14 protein-coding genes and 2 pseudogenes are annotated in these 15,475 nt (G+C 54.0%); 5 read left to right on the top strand and 11 right to left on the bottom strand.

Annotated features, from left to right (window positions below; all coding sequences use genetic code 11):
* Positions 1 to 177 precede the first annotated feature (177 nt).
* From CYD26_RS17180 to CYD26_RS17205, 6 genes and pseudogenes are all read right to left on the bottom strand, one after another.
* Positions 178 to 1,051, bottom strand: a pseudogene (locus CYD26_RS17180) (transposase).
* Positions 1,044 to 1,199, bottom strand: coding sequence for a hypothetical protein (locus tag CYD26_RS25560; RefSeq protein ID WP_256588042.1), 156 nt, complete (start codon positions 1,197 to 1,199; stop codon positions 1,044 to 1,046). Before CYD26_RS25560 ends, CYD26_RS17180 begins: the two are co-directional and overlap by 8 nt.
* Before the next feature lie 308 nt (positions 1,200 to 1,507).
* Positions 1,508 to 2,731, bottom strand: coding sequence for an O-antigen ligase (locus tag CYD26_RS17190; protein ID WP_102053175.1), 1,224 nt, complete (start codon positions 2,729 to 2,731; stop codon positions 1,508 to 1,510).
* Between the two features lie 32 nt (positions 2,732 to 2,763).
* On the bottom strand, positions 2,764 to 4,209 hold the full coding sequence (locus CYD26_RS17195; protein ID WP_305886598.1) for an undecaprenyl-phosphate glucose phosphotransferase: 1,446 nt from the start codon (positions 4,207 to 4,209) through the stop codon (positions 2,764 to 2,766).
* 192 nt (positions 4,210 to 4,401) lie between these two features.
* Positions 4,402 to 5,427, bottom strand: a complete 1,026-nt coding sequence (gene galE, locus CYD26_RS17200) for a UDP-glucose 4-epimerase GalE (RefSeq protein WP_102053177.1) — start codon at positions 5,425 to 5,427, stop codon at positions 4,402 to 4,404.
* Positions 5,428 to 6,480: 1,053 nt separating this feature from the next.
* On the bottom strand, positions 6,481 to 7,335 hold the full coding sequence (locus CYD26_RS17205) for a lipopolysaccharide kinase InaA family protein (RefSeq protein ID WP_256588043.1): 855 nt from the start codon (positions 7,333 to 7,335) through the stop codon (positions 6,481 to 6,483).
* A 273-nt stretch (positions 7,336 to 7,608) separates the two neighbouring features.
* On the opposite strand from CYD26_RS17205, the gene CYD26_RS17210 reads away from it, so the two are divergent.
* Positions 7,609 to 7,929, top strand: a complete 321-nt coding sequence (locus CYD26_RS17210; RefSeq protein ID WP_102053178.1) for a helix-hairpin-helix domain-containing protein — start codon at positions 7,609 to 7,611, stop codon at positions 7,927 to 7,929.
* 175 nt (positions 7,930 to 8,104) lie between these two features.
* Here the strand turns inward: CYD26_RS17210 and CYD26_RS17215 are convergent, their stop codons facing one another.
* Positions 8,105 to 8,272 carry a DUF2897 family protein gene (locus CYD26_RS17215; RefSeq protein ID WP_065759863.1) on the bottom strand — a complete coding sequence of 56 codons (168 nt, stop codon included), beginning with the start codon at positions 8,270 to 8,272 and terminating at the stop codon, positions 8,105 to 8,107.
* A 146-nt stretch (positions 8,273 to 8,418) separates the two neighbouring features.
* Between CYD26_RS17215 and pyrF the strand changes: the two genes are divergently transcribed.
* Positions 8,419 to 9,120 (top strand): orotidine-5'-phosphate decarboxylase, encoded by a 702-nt coding sequence (gene pyrF, locus CYD26_RS17220; protein ID WP_102053179.1) that lies wholly within the window; start codon positions 8,419 to 8,421, stop codon positions 9,118 to 9,120.
* Here pyrF and CYD26_RS17225 read toward each other — a convergent pair.
* The gene (locus CYD26_RS17225) at positions 9,110 to 10,114 is read right to left on the bottom strand and encodes an NADP-dependent oxidoreductase (RefSeq protein WP_102053180.1); all 1,005 of its coding nucleotides are present in this window, start codon (positions 10,112 to 10,114) and stop codon (positions 9,110 to 9,112) included. The genes pyrF and CYD26_RS17225 overlap by 11 nt on opposite strands.
* A gap of 1,194 nt (positions 10,115 to 11,308) precedes the next feature.
* Between CYD26_RS17225 and CYD26_RS25990 the strand changes: the two are divergent.
* Both CYD26_RS25990 and CYD26_RS25995 read left to right on the top strand, forming a co-directional pair.
* Positions 11,309 to 11,527, top strand: a pseudogene (locus CYD26_RS25990) (HAMP domain-containing protein); the annotation flags it as partial.
* A gap of 3 nt (positions 11,528 to 11,530) precedes the next feature.
* Positions 11,531 to 12,394, top strand: a complete 864-nt coding sequence (locus CYD26_RS25995) for a methyl-accepting chemotaxis protein (protein WP_371917241.1) — start codon at positions 11,531 to 11,533, stop codon at positions 12,392 to 12,394.
* 32 nt (positions 12,395 to 12,426) lie between these two features.
* Here CYD26_RS25995 and CYD26_RS17235 read toward each other — a convergent pair whose 3' ends face one another.
* On the bottom strand, positions 12,427 to 13,620 hold the full coding sequence (locus CYD26_RS17235) for a benzoate/H(+) symporter BenE family transporter (protein ID WP_102053182.1): 1,194 nt from the start codon (positions 13,618 to 13,620) through the stop codon (positions 12,427 to 12,429).
* A gap of 147 nt (positions 13,621 to 13,767) precedes the next feature.
* On the opposite strand from CYD26_RS17235, the gene CYD26_RS17240 reads away from it, so the two are divergent.
* Positions 13,768 to 14,370, top strand: coding sequence for a glutathione S-transferase family protein (locus tag CYD26_RS17240; protein WP_102053183.1), 603 nt, complete (start codon positions 13,768 to 13,770; stop codon positions 14,368 to 14,370).
* A 95-nt stretch (positions 14,371 to 14,465) separates the two neighbouring features.
* Here CYD26_RS17240 and CYD26_RS17245 read toward each other — a convergent pair whose 3' ends face one another.
* Both CYD26_RS17245 and folE read right to left on the bottom strand, forming a co-directional pair.
* Positions 14,466 to 14,837, bottom strand: a complete 372-nt coding sequence (locus tag CYD26_RS17245) for a glutathione S-transferase N-terminal domain-containing protein (RefSeq protein ID WP_099775493.1) — start codon at positions 14,835 to 14,837, stop codon at positions 14,466 to 14,468.
* Positions 14,838 to 14,896: 59 nt separating this feature from the next.
* Positions 14,897 to 15,442, bottom strand: coding sequence for a GTP cyclohydrolase I FolE (folE, locus tag CYD26_RS17250; RefSeq protein ID WP_102053184.1), 546 nt, complete (start codon positions 15,440 to 15,442; stop codon positions 14,897 to 14,899).
* Positions 15,443 to 15,475 lie beyond the last annotated feature (33 nt).

The raw sequence follows: 15,475 nt of genomic DNA on the forward strand, positions 1-15,475 counted from the left end.
ATTAAAGAGGGTAGTTGATTATTTGTGCTGCGCTTCGGATATAGTTCTGGAGCCAGCACTTGGCAGCCTGAACCGTACGAAATCCCGAGAAATCCAATCGCCGCCCCTCGAAAGCTGAGATTTTGTAGAGTTTACGTAAGCGCTCCATAACCCCCAGCTTGTCAAAGATGGGGGGCCTCAGCGATCTAGTTGGGGCACGCAGTTCCACGGCAGGAGGGCTTCGTAGTCTTCCACTGAGGGCGCCTGCGGCAGGCGTTCCAGTGTCTTGCACGGCCGCGCATAAGGCTTTTGCTGTTGGCTTTCGCTGTCTCGACCAAGCGGTCAAGTTGCACACTGGTCTTCCCCCTTGGCGTGCAACTGAACAACCAGTTCTTTCTGCCGATGACAAAGGGGCTGATGGCACGCTCGGCGGCCTTATTGTCGATCGGCAAGTCGCCGTGCTCGACGTAGCGTTCCTACCTGCTCCAGTTGCTGGCCAGATAGCGATTGCTTTACTTAACGCATTCTGAACCGTGACCTAGGGCTGTGTTTTCTCTCTCCAGTTATTCAACTGAGTCAACACCGGCAGGCTGCGTTCTTGGCGGCCAAACTTACGCGCCTTATCGCCGCCGTCCTTCAGATCACGCTCGATGCTATAGAGCTTGTCGAACAAATTCAGTGCGATATCCGCCCGCCCATTTTTATCGTAAGTGCTCGCCGCATTGAATCACCCAAAGCGCAAGGCATTGGCGCCGGATATCGATGCCGTGACGACACAGCACTTTTTCGCAACGACTTAGCGGCGGGCTATTCACGTACTTGGTGCCCATGCTTTTCTCGATTAACAGAGCTGGCTTGTCCGTCCTAACGGGCGCTGACTCGTAGTTTCGGCAGCCGTATACCTTTCGAACAGTCTTGATGGCGCGGATCTGTATCTGGACGATTCTAAGCTGCTTTCTTCTTCGATGGCATATTTGACGACTTCGATGCCCGGCAAATCAGCCGGCAGCGGCTTACGTTTGGCACGGCGCTTGGTTGGCGCAACCACTTCTTTGTCGCAGGCCTCATGCATGGGCTACTACGTCGGTTAGATCAGGCGATATTTTGAACCGTTCGCAGTACAGGATCTTCACGCGGTTGCGCGGCTTGTTGAGGAAGGGGAACCGCACGGTATCGGCCACCTTGATATCGGGTTCGACCAGCGCGGCCAGGTCATCCATGGATTTTCGGAAGTCGACGGGATTGGGGTAGAGGTACATTCTTCGACTTTGGCGTTGGGTCGCATCATGGTTAGCAGGGCTCCAGAAAGAGATCGGGAGCACAGCGTCCAGGATCAGCTAGCGCTTTGAATGTGGGGATCATGGAGTTCTGACGATTATTCTTCGTTCAGTTCCCAATGGTAGCCATCCGCCTGAAGCTAAACTCTTAGATATGACTGTTTACTAATGCCCGCTCTTCGATAGGCTAAGTTAAACTTATCGAAGAGTAGGCGGGATTGCATTGCTTAAGTTTTTTTGCTATTTCACGCTTACAAATTTTTTGGGGTATAAGTTTTTGGAACTGCGAGCAAAATAGCTACTGGAAGCCAAAACACAGTCCAGTAATCGCCTGGGCGAGTAAATATTCTCTCAACGTCAGTTAGCATTGCAATCAGTGCAAAAATTAGGGCTGGGAATGCTAAGCGTACCCATGGGTTATTCCGTGTTTGCCATGCTTTGAGAGTTAATGAAATAACCCCCGTGGCCATAAGTACTAGGGATATTACGCCGCTATCATAAATTTGCTGCAAGTAAAGGCTATGCGCATGGGGCGAAATATATTTCTCGTCAGGCCATATATAATTAAAGGGCGTCCCCAGACCATATCCAAATAGCCAGTGGCCTTGTATCTTTAAGAAAAAGAACTCCCAAATTGGACCGCGACCCGAAAGCTGACGCTCAGTAGCCTCTATAACTAGATAATCCCACCACAAGAAAACCGCAGTCAGTACCGCGAGTAAGCTAAGCGTAAGGAAAAGCCAGCCTCTGCGAGAGTTTTGAATAAATACTACTGCCAAGCAGCTAACAATCAAGCCAAACCAAGCACCACGAGCATAGGTGAGGAATACATAAATAGTCAATATTGTAAATGCGATTAGCCAGAAAAGTGCAAGTCGGTTACTTGTTCGGCGATCGAGTGCTATACCAAGAGCCCAAGTTGCTATTGCCCCGTGAAGAATTCCAGCCACAACAGGCCAGCCATAGTTCGCAAAGTTTCCAATTCCCGAGCGATCAATTCGGAATGCCCTGTAGGCCAATGGCTGCTCAAGAAATTTAAATTGATAGATCAGACTAACAAGTGCGCCAATAGCAATGACTGCTATGCCCGCTAAAAGTGCCCTGCGCAAAAGATTTTCACTGATACCCATTAATAGCAAAATAGATATAAGGTAAATTGAAATATATAGCCCGCGTTTCATTAACGAGGAGTGACTATGCTCTGATCCTGTTGACCAAAGGGTACTTAGTGCAACCCAGAAGAGAAAAAGTACCCAAGGGATATACTCGAAACTGAAATTCAAGTGGCGTCGCGATATAAGGCTGTACAGGAAATAAATAAGAGCTGGTAGTAATAACCAAATATATGTTTGTGTGCTTCTTGCGCTGCCTGACTCCATCCAGACTTTGCTCGATAGCTGTGCAAATAACCCAAATGCTAAAATCCAGCCCAAGATTTTTAGCCATCTGTTTTCGTCTTCATGCCCTAACAACATTCCGTAGTTACCCCGTTTATCCTGATCAGCTATCAAAAAGCATTTTTATTGATAAAACCTTTAAATACAGTAAGAAAGATTATTTTTAAATCTAATCCTAATGACCAATTATCAATGTACCAAAGGTCAAACTCTACACGCTTTTGCATTTTTTCAAGTGTGTCGGTTTCTCCCCTGTACCCACTTACTTGCGCCCAACCTGTGATTCCGGGCTTTACCTTATGCCGCTGCATATATGATTCTACAAGGTCCTTATAGTACTCATTGTGTGCTAACGCATGTGGGCGGGGGCCAACGATTGACATTCGTCCTTGTAGAACATTAAAAAACTGGGGTAGTTCGTCAAGGCTTGTTCGTCGTAAAAATGCACCAATCCGGGTAACTCGAGTGTCATTGCGCGTTGCTTGAGTTACCTTTCCTGTGTGCTCTGCATGAACTACCATAGAGCGAAATTTGTAAACTTTGAAGTGCTTCCCGTTTATACCCATTCTCAACTGTTTGAATAGGATAGGTCCAGGTGAGGTTAGTTTTATCATGAGAGCAATTATCACGCAAACCGGAAGAATTAATAGCGTAATTGCTCCTCCTATCATGAGGTCTTCAACTCTTTTTATAATGCGTGCAGGTCCGTCCATAGGGCTGCAACTAAGGTCAAGAGAGTATAGGCCGGCAATATGACTTACACGATGATTAAGTAAGCGTATATCTCCCCAGTCTGGTATGAAGCGTACAGCTACAGTATGATGTCGCAAAGCGTATAGAATGGATTTTATTGCGCCACCTTCACTAAGTGGTAAGCATAACCAGATTTCATGAACTCGCTCTTCATCAACTTTTGAAACTAAATACTCCAGCCAGTTTTCACTTGGGTTAAATGTCAGGCTGCTAGAAACTTTGAAGCCATATTCCGCTAGCGCTTGGCCGTTGCTTAGTTGATTGGTAGAGCCTTCTCCTGAATCGACCAAAAGTACCGATTTAAGATTCATGCCTGACGCGCGTAAATTTCGTAGCAAAATATAAAATGTCAGACGTAATAGGAGGCACAACGAACCCCCTATTATCAGCATTGCTGTAAACCATATGCGAGAGTAACTTTCTGACAGCTTTAGAAAGAATGAAATGGACAGGAGGGTGCCTGCTGCAGCTAGCCAGCAAACTACCACTATGCTTAGTTGACGTCCTAAAGAGTGTCCGCGTTGAGATCCATAAACTCCCCCTAGAGACAAGCAAAGTACCACGACAACACTGCTTACCAGCGTTGCAGTGCTGTAACGCTCTAATAACTCAAAGGTACCAAATCTGTACAAATGCGCTAGTAGTCCCCCAAGAAAGACAATGGTCATATCCAAGAGTGCTACAAAAAGTGGCACCGGGTAACGCTCTGCAAAAGTCGGCTGGTAGCGTCGAATTACTTGCATGGCTTTTATAATAACTCCAAAGAGCGAATAATTATTAAGTTTTGGAGCGACACGCTGCAAGAAAATCTCTTGAGGTTGTAGAGTGATAGCTCATAATTTTCATGTCTATGGTCACAGAGTGCTCAGTTTTCCTCACGTGACTGGACGTCAAAAATTCATAAATTAGCATCGTGCTCTAACTCCATCGTGGAATATTATTCCAGTAGCTTGTTCTGCAAAATTATTTTTCGCATAATTTTTAATATGCTCGAATTAGTTGTATCCTGTTGGATTGTTTTTTTGCCATCGCCAAGTATCAATCATCATATCATTTAAGTTCTTTTCGGCCCGCCAGCCTAGTTCTTGTCGTGCTTTGTCTGTATTCGCCCAGCACTTTGGTATGTCCCCAGCTCTACGAGCAACGATATCGTAGGGAATTTTTTTGCCACTTGCATTTTCAAAGGCATCTAAGAGTTCTAGCACGCTATAACCTTTGCCAGAGCCGAAGTTCCAAATATTTAATCCGTTTTTCAAGCTTATTGCATGTAGTGCTTTTAAATGCCCTTGTGCCAAGTCCATGACATGAATGTAATCCCTTACTCCTGTACCATCTGGTGTTGGATAGTCACCGCCGAATATTTGAAGCTTTTTCAATTTTCCAATGGCAACTTGACTGATGTATGGAACTAGATTGTTGGGAATGCCGTTAGGTGCTTCACCAATCAGCCCGCTTGAGTGTGCCCCGATAGGGTTAAAATAACGGGCTGTCGCAATGCTCCATCGCTGGTCCGATGTGGCTAAATCGCGAAGAACATCCTCTACCATTAGCTTTGAGCGGCCATATGGGTTTGTTGGAGCTGCTGTTGGATGCTTTTCATTTACTGGCATATTTGGGGAGTCCCCATATACCGTGGCTGAGGAGCTAAAAACCAAACGAAAAATATTTGCGCGTGCCATTGCCTCTAAAAGTGTAACGCTACCTACTAAATTGTTTGAGAAGTAGGTTAGGGGGTCCTTAACACTTTCCCCTACAGCCTTAAGTCCGGCGCAGTGTATAACGGAGTCAATATGATATCTGTTAAATAGGTTTGATAAGGCTTGTTTGTCACGAATATCGCCCATTACAAAGTGCGGCTTTTTTCCGCAAATTTTTTCAATGCGAGAAATGGATTCGGCTGAGCTGTTAGAAAGATTATCAAAGACAACAACGCCATGCCCTGCCTCAAGTAGAGAGAGAGTTATGTGCGACCCTATATAACCTGCACCACCAGTCACTAATACTAATGAGGTCTCTTTCAAAGCATTTCCTCTCAAGTCAAACAGCAGCGCTATAGCATACCGTCTGGCGGGAGTCAATAGTAATTGAGCGCTTCCGCGTTTGTCCTAAACCCCTAAGATATCATTTTCATCAGGGGAAATCCTGCAAAAGACTTCCCGCAGGATGGTAAAGCGGGCCAACTCTATTAATCGAATTTTCGGCGGGGCAAGTGGCCTTTGATGATGGCGGGCGTTCTGGAGTAGCAAGCAATCTGTAAAGACTCGTTTCTGGCCGAGCTCGGTCAAGCGATCCATTGCGGGCTACTTAGCTATACCCTCCGCTGGAGGCTCGGCCCACCTTTAGCCCTCATAGCGGTGTTTGAAAGCTGCGAGAAGCTTTCTTGCGATTCGCTCATATTGAGCGTCATTTGAGCTTCACGAAATGAGTAGCCTCATTGCACGGCTGAAGGCGTGCCAGTCGGTGCGACTGATTTTGGATTCATCACTATGTTTTATAAGGCATAGTTCATGTGTCGTGTGTAGCCAAAATAAAAAAAAGGAACAAGAAATCTGCGTGTCGTTGGTTATATGGGATGTATTGTTTGGCGACTAAGGCTCACATTTGGCGCCTATGTTAATTTGCTGCTGATGTGCAAGATGCTTTGTGTGGGAGTCTGAATATTTTAAATTTTATTTATAGTTGTGCGACGGTTAATTGGCTGTCTATGTCGCAATGCGTAATATGTTATGTATTGCGTTTTTGCTTTTAGTTTAGGGCGTGGTTGCGGTGTGTTTGCACTGGTCTTTGCACTTGATGTTGAGCTTAAAGCTTTGATTTTGTGTTGGGGGTATTAATGTCGGCGAAGTTTGGTGTTTGGTTATTTGCTTTCTCGCTGGCGTGCAGGCCACTGCGGTGAAATTTTACGTTAATAAAATTCTGTAGGTTGTTATACGTTATTTGTGCTGGATTGCGAGTGTGTACTTGTCTGTTGTATTGGGTGGCGCTATATGGAATAGTTTAGGGTGATGGCGAGACCTCATGCCTTTAGGTCATGTTTAGGTTTTTATTGTATGCGTTTGGGGTTACTGTTGGGCTTAGAATTTTCTAGATTTATTCTTTTCTTTTTTATTAATAACGAACCATCCCCGCCGTTCCTTGCGCCCAATATGCTGGTGCTTGCTCTCCTCGTACACCTCGGCAAACCGTGACTTATCCACAGCTGGGTACGCGTTCAGCGCGTCATACACCAGCGCGTCATACCGCGCTTCTGTGATGAACCGATAAATTTCCCGGTGGTAGAAAAAGCCAAACTGAAAGCCCAGGGTTTCGCTCAGGTCGTCGGGCGATCTCAGGAAGCAGTTTTCAAGGTCGATGGCATGGGCAGGGGCGTCGCCGGTGTTGGCGAGCATCACATTCGCGGCCCACAGGTCCATGTGGATGATGCCTTTGCTGTTCAGGGCGTGCAGCAATTCGAACGTTTTTGCGATGAGGTGTTCAACCCCATGAGAGTTGGCATTCACCCATTCCAGGCCATCGGTGTGGTCGGGCAGTAGCTCGGTGATGATGATCACGTCGTTTGCCAGCCCCACAGGCGAGCGGGTGTAGCCAAAGGCGATCAACGACGGCACGCGTACACCGCGCCGTTGGGCTTCAGCCGTGTTCATCAACTCTTCTATGGGCCAGTCATACATGCCGCAACGTTTGGCGCGGCCTCTGGCGATACGTATTTTTTTCTTGAAGGTGTCGATGGGCTGGCGTTTTGCGAACAGGCGGCAACCGCTGCTGAGTACCGGCGCACTCACGCGTTTGTCTTGGCGTGCCTGGTTTAGCAAATGTTTCATCGCGTCAGCCACACGGGGCGTAATCGGCGTGCTGAAGTGCAGGGTCGAGCGCTGATGGGTGTAGGTAAAAGGGAAGTCCTTGACCAGTTGTTTCGCATCCCTGCCCACGTTTGAAGCCCTATATCAAAATGCCATGTGACTGAGGAACATAGCATTTTTAGGTTTTTTTACATTTTTTTTACATTTCCTTTACGAATTTTGCATTCGTTTGGGTGGGTGTCTGTTGAGGTATGCAGGCAAGGCTGGGGGCGAACGCGTTGTCGAATTTAGTAAAAAATCCTCGGCTTATCGCGTTTGACGCACGGTACCCAGGGGCTAGGTTTCAGGGGCAGCCAAGGAAAAGCTGCCTCAGCAAGCAAACGACCTAAGGAGTGTCACCTTATGCGCCATATGTACTTGTCCTCTCTGCTGTTAGCCCTGTTCGCGACCTTTTCATTGCCCGCGTCGGCGGCGCCAACTGCCCCGGCCCAGCCTGTCGCTCAGGTTGTTGTTGAGCAAAGCGTGGGTAAGGTTGATTTGAATAAAGCCAGTGCCGCTGCCCTGCAAAGTGAATTGACCGGTATCGGTAAAGCCAAGGCCGAGGCTATCGTCGCCTACCGTGAGGCTCACGGGGACTTTGCGTCGGTTGATGAGCTGCTGGAGGTCAAGGGTATTGGCAAAGCGCTGCTGGAGCGCAATCGCGATAAGTTGACGGTTAACTGATCGGGAGTGGGGCGGATGTGTCGGCGCGGCGTTGTGAGCGTTTGGCGCTGGGGAGGTGTTGCCTTCCATCGCGGGCAAGCCCGCTCCTACTTTTTGGACTGCCTCCGAGAAATTGGACACAAATCCAACCCTTGGTGGGCAGTCTATTTTTTCGGGCGGGCTCGGTCCCGTATGTTTAGCGGTCCTTGGCGTCTTTGGCGTCCATTTCGGCGTTGCGTTCGTGAATGCGCTTGAGCTGTTCTTCGGTCAGCGGCAGTTTTTGTGCGGTGTCGCGCAGCAGCATCAGGCCGCCTATGATGGAGCCAAGGGCAACCACCAGGATCAACCAGGCATACCAAGGCATGGGGTGCTCCTTGTCCAGTGTTGGGTGTAGTACCTGAAGTATAAGAGGGCGAGCGGGTTGACGGCGAATTCGTCATCAGTTGGCCCCCTTGCACCGCTGCATCGGCTACAATGCGCGCCGATTTCGACTTGCCAAGAGACTTGCCCATGTCCGTCTGCCAGACGCCTATTATCGTCGCCCTGGATTTCCCCTCCCGTGACGCCGCCCTGAAGCTGGCCGATCAGCTGGACCCTAGCCTGTGCCGGGTCAAAGTCGGTAAGGAGCTGTTCACCAGCAGCGCTTCGGGCATCGTCGAGAGCCTGTGTGAAAAAGGCTTCGAGGTGTTTCTCGACCTGAAATTCCACGACATTCCGAACACCACCGCAATGGCTGTCAAAGCGGCTGCCGAAATGGGCGTGTGGATGGTGAACGTGCATTGCTCCGGTGGCCTGCGCATGATGGCGGCCTGCCGTGACGTGCTGGCCAAGCGCAGCGGCCCGCAGCCGCTGCTGATTGGTGTTACCGTGCTCACCAGCATGGAGCGCGAAGACCTGGCCGGCATCGGTCTGGACATCGAGCCGCAAGAGCAGGTGCTGCGCCTGGCTGCGCTGGCCGAGAAGGCCGGTATGGACGGCCTGGTCTGCTCGGCTCTGGAAGCCCCGGCGCTGAAGGCGGCTCACCCGTCGCTGCAACTGGTCACCCCGGGTATCCGCCCTGCGGGCAGCGCTCAGGATGACCAGCGCCGTATCCTGACACCTCGTCAGGCGCTGGATGCCGGCTCCGACTACCTGGTGATCGGTCGTCCGATCAGCCAGGCCGCCGATCCAGCCAAGGCGCTGGCCGACGTGGTTGCCGAGATCAGGGCTTAAGCACCAGCTTGCCGAAATTTTCCCCGTTAAACAGCTTCAACAGGGTTTCGGGGAAGGTTTCCAGCCCTTCGACCACGTCCTCCCGGCTTTTCAGCATGCCGGTGGCCAGCCAGCCGGCGATTTCCTGCGCGGCGGCGGCAAACTGCGGGGCGTGGTCCATCACCACAAAGCCTTCCATCCGTGCCCGATTCACCAGTAGCGACAGGTAGTTGGCCGGCCCTTTGACCGCCTGCTTGTTGTTGTACTGGCTGATGGCGCCGCAAATCACCACCCGCGCCTTGAAGTTCAGGCGGGTGAGCACGGCATCCAGGATGTCGCCACCAACGTTGTCGAAATAGATATCCACACCCTTGGGGCACTCGCGCTTGAGGCCTTCGAGGACGTCTTCGGCTTTGTAGTCAATGACGCCGTCGAAGCCCAGCTCATCGATCAGGTAGCGGCACTTCTCCTGCCCACCGGCAATACCGACCACGCGGCACCCTTTGAGTTTGGCGATCTGCCCGGCGATGCTGCCGACCGCACCGGCCGCGCCGGATATCACCACGGTTTCACCGGCCTTGGGTGCGCCAACGTCCAGCAGAGCGAAGTAGGCGGTCATGCCGGTCATGCCCAGTGCCGACAGGTAGCGCGGCAGCGGTGCCAGCCGTGGATCGATGGTGTAGAAGCCTTTGGGCGCCCCGAGGAAGTAGTCTTGTACGCCGAGTGCGCCGTTGACGTAGTCGCCCACGGCGAAGTCGGGGTGTTTGGAGGCGATCACTTCACCAACGCCCAGGGCGCGCATCACTTCACCGAGTGCCACTGGTGGAATGTAGGACTTGCCCTCATTCATCCAGCCGCGCATGGCCGGGTCTAGTGACAGGTAGAGGTTTTTGACCAGCACCTGGCCGTCTGCCGGTTCGTCGACGGGCACCTGCTCAAAGGTGAAGTCATCCCGCGTCACGGCGCCCACTGGGCGTTTGGCGAGCAGGAAACGGCGGTTGTTCAAGGCGGGCATGGCGTCGTTCTCTAATGAAAAGGTCAAGCCTGTTCATAGCCCCTGCGGGCTTTATCGGCAAGGGTTAGCGTTTGGCGAAATACTCGATGATTGATCTGGGTGATTGAGCCTGAAGGGCTGTTTGCCGAATGTGGCCTGTCACGTACTGCGGGTATTTTCAGGCAGTAACCCAGGCATCTTCAGCGCGACCTTCAGGTTACTGAAAACGACGCACACCTAGCTTTTTGCCATTATTCCGACGCCAAAGGCTTGTGCGGCGGCTTGCGTGATTGCCACTCTGCGTCCTGGGGATTTTCCGGGGTTTCCGGGATGGCAGCAGGGGAGCGGGGCGCAATGAATTCGGCCAGCAAGGGTGGTTTTGCCAATTGGGGAATGGCTCGCAAGATGGGCCTTGGGTTTAGCCTGGTGTTGTTGTTGACGACGCTGGTGGCGGGGCTGGGTGTTGCTGCGTTGTTTGGCGTTGGCAAACGTTTCGATGGCCTCAAGCAAATGACTGCGGTCAACGATGCGTTGTTGCAGGTACGCCTGCGTGAGCAGACCTACGCGCTGACGTCCGATCCCAAGGCGGTTGAAGCCTTGCACCAAGGGGTGGAGGTTTTGCAGGCGCAGGCCCGTGAACTGCCGCAGCTGGCCAGCGCGAGTGTCGAACCGTCACTGCTTGCCTATCGCCAGGCATTCGACCAGGTCGTCGAGTTGACTCAGGCCAAGGAGCTGGCGCTGGACATGGCCAATTGGTCGGTTTCCAGCGTGGCCAACAACCTTGACGTCTTGCAAGCCGGGCTCGCGGATGACGGCACCTGGACCCTGAAAGACTCACAGGGCACGCGAGGGGCGGAGTTCGTTGAGCAGGCCGGTCAGGTCGCCCAGGTGGCGCGGCTGATGCTGCTGGCCATGGACGAGGCCCGGGTACGTCTGGAGCAGAGCCGCAAGGGCGCAGAGGACGTTCGTCAGGGGCGTATCGAGCAGGCGGAACAAGCGGCAGCGCTGGTCGCGCAATTGAAGGGCAGTGTGCAGGATGCCGGTTACCAGGCCGTGCTCACGGAGGTGGCCACCCATATTGCCAGCTTTGGTGAGAAGCTCGGCGAATACACCGACCTGCTGGCCCGCGAACAACAACTTAAACAGCAGCTGCAGCAGCGCGCCGAGCAGGTCATGGCGCAGGTCGATCAGGCGTCGACCGCCGAAGAAGCGGCCATGCAGGCTGAGCTTGGGCGCAACACCTGGCTGATTATTGCCGCTTCAGTGTTGGCGCTGGTGGTCGGTGTTGTTGCCGCATGGTTGATTACGCGGGCAATCGTTGGGCCGCTGCGCCGGGTGATTGGCCGTGCTCAGCAGATCGCTGCTGGCGATTTGAGCGGCGACATTGCCGTTGATCGGCATGATGAGGTGGGCCAGTTGCTTCTGGCCATGCAGCAGATGGGCAGTGGCCTGGCGGGTATCGTCAGTGGGTTGCAGGTAGGTATCGAGCAGTTGGCCGGCAATGCTCAGTCGTTGTCGGCCGTCACCGAGCAGACTAACCGTGAGGTCAGCAGCCAGAAGGAGGAAACGGAACAGGTTGCCACGGCCATGCACCAGATGACCGCGACCGTTCACGATGTGGCCCGCAATGCCGAAGAAGCCGCTCAAGCGGCCCAGGCGGCGGATGACAAGGTTGAGAGCGGCCATCAGGTGGTGCGCCAGAGCATGCAGCGTATCGAGGCGTTGGCCAGTGCTTCTACGTCGGCCAGTGAAGGCATCGAGCGCTTGAGTGCCGAGGTGCAGAACATCGGCAAGGTGCTCGAGGTGATCAAGAGCGTGGCGGAGCAGACCAACCTGCTGGCGCTCAACGCGGCCATCGAAGCCGCACGGGCAGGCGAGCAGGGGCGTGGTTTTGCGGTGGTCGCGGATGAGGTGCGGGCACTGGCCAAGCGTACCCAGCAGTCCACCGAAGAAATCGAGCGGTTGGTCAGCAGCCTGCGCAGTAACGCCCAGGCTTCGGTTGAACAGATTCAGGGCAGTGGTGAGCTGGTCAAGCTGGCGGTTGCCGATGCACTGCAGACGGAGAGTGCCTTGGGCAGTATTGCGGCTGCAGTGTCGTTGATTCAGCAGATGAATCAGCAGATTGCCGCCGCTGCCGAGCAGCAGAGTTCGGTGGCGGAGGAGATCAACCGTAGCGTCAGCAACATTCGCTGCAGTGCTGATCAGTCCGCGCTGGCCATGCAGGGCAATGCCAGTTCAAGTATTGAACTGGCACAGCTGGGCACCGAGTTGAAAGGGATGGTTGGGCACTTCCGCTTGTGAGGGCTGGTGCTGCCCACCTAAGGCCGCTGCGCTCAGGCGGCCTTGCGCCAGTTCAGAATCATTAGCGTCAGCACCCCGGCCACGATCCCCCAGAACGCCGAACCCACGGAAAACAGCGTGAAGCCCGAGGCGGTGACCATAAAGGTGATCAGTGCTGCTTCACGCTCCTTGGCTTCGTTCATGGCCACGGTCAACCCGTTCATGATCGAGCCAAACAGCGCCAGGGCGGCAATCGACAGCACCAGCTCCTTGGGCAGCGCCGCGAACAAGGCCGCCAACGTCGCCCCGAATACCCCGGCAATACCGTAGAAAATCCCGCACCAGACGGCGGCGGTGTAGCGCTTGCTCGGGTCTTCATGCGCGTGCGGGCCGGTGCAGATCGCCGCGCTGATGGCTGCGAGGTTGATGCCGTGCGAGCCGAATGGTGCTAGCACCAGCGAGGCCAGGCCAGTGACCGTGATCAGTGGCGAGGCTGGCACTTGATAACCATCGGCGCGCAGCACAGCGATACCTGGCATGTTTTGCGACGTCATGGCGACGACAAACAGCGGGATACCAATGCTGATGGTGGCGGCGAGTGAGAAGGACGGGGTTGTCCACACCGGCGTTGCCACTTCCAGGCTGAAGCCGCTGAAATCCAGCAGGCCAAGGGCGCCGGACAGCGCCGTACCCACCAGCAAGGCCGCGAGCACCGCATAGCGAGGCGAAAGGCGCTTGATCACCAGGTAGCTGAAGAACATCCCCAGTACCAGCAGGGTGCGGTGCTGGGCTGCAATGAAAATCTCGCTGCCGATCTTGAACAGAATGCCCGCCAGCAAGGCCGACGCCAACGAGGCAGGGATGCGCTTGACCAAGCGCTCGAAGCTCCCGGTCAGGCCGCAGATCACTACCAGCACGGCGCAGGTGATGTAGGCGCCGATGGCTTCGCCATAGCTGACGCCGCCCAGGCTGGTAATCAACAACGCTGCCCCCGGGGTTGACCAGGCGATGGTCACCGGTGTGCGGTAGCGTAACGACAGGCCGATGCTGCAAACCGCCATGCCAATCGACAGGGCCCAGATCCAGGAAGAAATCTGCCCGCTGCTAAGCCCAGCCGCCTGACCCGCCTGGAACATCAACACCAATGAACTGGTGTAGCCGGTGAGCATGGCGATAAAGCCGGCGACCACTGCGGAGGGGGAAGAATCGGCCAGTGGGCGCAGGTGCGCAGAAGTGGCGTCGGTCATGCGGGCAGTCCTTGTTCGTGTGTAAGCAGATTTTTCAGACTAACCTGCACCACCTCGATGTTTGCAGTACAGCAATCGTTGCATTTGGCCGTACAGTCACCAACGATTGCAGACAGTTTCGTTTCAGCACTCAAATGGGGAGGGGAAATGTACAAGGTCTATGGTGATTACCAGTCGGGCAACTGCTACAAGATCAAGCTGATGCTCCACCTGCTGAACCTGCCCTATGAGTGGCACCCTATCAACATCCTCAATGGCGACACCGAGACCCCCGAGTTTCTCGCCAAGAACCCCAACGGCAAGGTGCCGGTGCTGGAGCTTGAGGACGGCACCTGCCTGTGGGAGTCCAACGCCATTTTGAACTTCCTCGCGGACGGTACGGAGTATTTGCCCACCGAGCCGCGCCTGCGAACCCAGGTGCTTCAATGGCAGTTTTTCGAGCAGTACAGCCATGAGCCTTACCTGGCCGTGGCGCGTTTCATCCAGTTCTACCTGAGGCTGCCTGAAGACCGGCTGGACGAGTACAAGAAGCTGCAAAAAGGTGGGCACAAGGCGCTGCGGGTGATGGAGAAGCAGCTGCAGCTAACGCCTTATCTGGTGGGCGATAAGTATTCGATAGCCGACGTGGCCTTGTATGCCTACACCCATGTCGCCCATGAAGGCGGCTTCGACCTTTCTGGTTACCCGGCGATCCAGGCATGGCTCAAGCGCGTGGCCAGCCATCCTCGCCATGTGACCATGCCGGGCTAACTATCTGAAGTCGCGGCGCCTGCCACCGTGGGCCGCGCAGGGCATGTGGGTTATGCGGGCTCTGTTGGAGCTGGCTTGCCTGCGATGGCGTCGCCTCAGGCTGCTGAGAAGCGCTGATCCAGGTACGCGATGATCGCCTTGGATTCATACATCCAGGTGGTCTTGCCGTCTTCTTCGATGCGCAGGCACGGCACTTTGATCTTGCCGCCACCTTCCAGCAGGGCCTGGCGATGCTGTTCGTCGTTCTTTGCATCACGCAGGGCCACTGGCACGTTCAGGCGGTGCAGGGTGCGGCGGGTCTTCACGCAGAAGGGGCAGGCGTGGAACTGATACAGGCTCAGGCCTTTTGCATGCTGTTCGATCTTGGCTTGTGCGGCTGGGTCACGCTTGAGTTTGCGCGGGCGGGTGATCAGGTCGAGAACGACGATCAGTTGGCCGAGGCCAATGCGAAGGGCTTTGACGATCATGACGGCATCTCATAATAAAAAGCCGACCCCGTGAGGTCGGCTTGAAGGTGTACAACCGATCATTTGATCAGGTTGAGGAACTCGCTGCGGGTGGCGGAATTTTCGCGGAACTCACCCAGCATCACCGAGGTGACCATGGACGAGTTCTGCTTTTCTACGCCGCGCATCATCATGCACATGTGCTTGGCTTCAATGACCACGGCCACGCCGAGGGCACCAGTCACTTGCTGGACAGCATCGGCGATCTGGCGGCTGAGGTTTTCCTGGATCTGCAGGCGGCGGGCGTACATGTCGACGATACGCGCGACTTTCGACAGGCCCAGCACCTTGCCAGACGGGATGTAGGCAACATGCGCCTTGCCGATGAACGGCAGCAGGTGGTGCTCGCACAGCGAGTACAGCTCGATGTCCTTGACCAGGACCATTTCGCTGTTGTCGGAGCTGAACAGCGCTCCGTTGGTCACCTCTTCCAGGGTTTGGGAATAACCGCGGCAAAGGTACTGCATGGCCTTCGCGGCACGCTTGGGCGTGTCGAGCAGGCCCTCGCGGGAGACATCCTCGCCCAGTTGGCCGAGGATCGCGGTGTAGTTCTGTTCCAGGGACATGGATCTACCTGTGGGGAATAATCGCAAACGCGA

The sequence above is a fragment of the Pseudomonas sp. FFUP_PS_473 genome (assembly GCF_002858665.1).
GTDB classification, from domain to species: domain Bacteria; phylum Pseudomonadota; class Gammaproteobacteria; order Pseudomonadales; family Pseudomonadaceae; genus Aquipseudomonas; species Aquipseudomonas defluvii.

Excerpts from the sequence above, each read along its gene's own strand:
- CYD26_RS25560 (WP_256588042.1), bottom strand. The coding sequence starts at position 1,199 with ATGGATGACCTGGCCGCGCTGGTCGAACCCGATATCAAGGTGGCCGAT.
- CYD26_RS17190 (WP_102053175.1), bottom strand. The coding sequence starts at position 2,731 with ATGTTGTTAGGGCATGAAGACGAAAACAGATGGCTAAAAATCTTGGGC.
- CYD26_RS17210 (WP_102053178.1), top strand. The coding sequence starts at position 7,609 with ATGCGCCATATGTACTTGTCCTCTCTGCTGTTAGCCCTGTTCGCGACC.
- CYD26_RS17215 (WP_065759863.1), bottom strand. The coding sequence starts at position 8,272 with ATGCCTTGGTATGCCTGGTTGATCCTGGTGGTTGCCCTTGGCTCCATC.
- pyrF (WP_102053179.1), top strand. The coding sequence starts at position 8,419 with ATGTCCGTCTGCCAGACGCCTATTATCGTCGCCCTGGATTTCCCCTCC.
- CYD26_RS17225 (WP_102053180.1), bottom strand. The coding sequence starts at position 10,114 with ATGCCCGCCTTGAACAACCGCCGTTTCCTGCTCGCCAAACGCCCAGTG.
- CYD26_RS25995 (WP_371917241.1), top strand. The coding sequence starts at position 11,531 with ATGGGCAGTGGCCTGGCGGGTATCGTCAGTGGGTTGCAGGTAGGTATC.
- CYD26_RS17235 (WP_102053182.1), bottom strand. The coding sequence starts at position 13,620 with ATGACCGACGCCACTTCTGCGCACCTGCGCCCACTGGCCGATTCTTCC.
- CYD26_RS17240 (WP_102053183.1), top strand. The coding sequence starts at position 13,768 with ATGTACAAGGTCTATGGTGATTACCAGTCGGGCAACTGCTACAAGATC.
- CYD26_RS17245 (WP_099775493.1), bottom strand. The coding sequence starts at position 14,837 with ATGATCGTCAAAGCCCTTCGCATTGGCCTCGGCCAACTGATCGTCGTT.
- folE (WP_102053184.1), bottom strand. The coding sequence starts at position 15,442 with ATGTCCCTGGAACAGAACTACACCGCGATCCTCGGCCAACTGGGCGAG.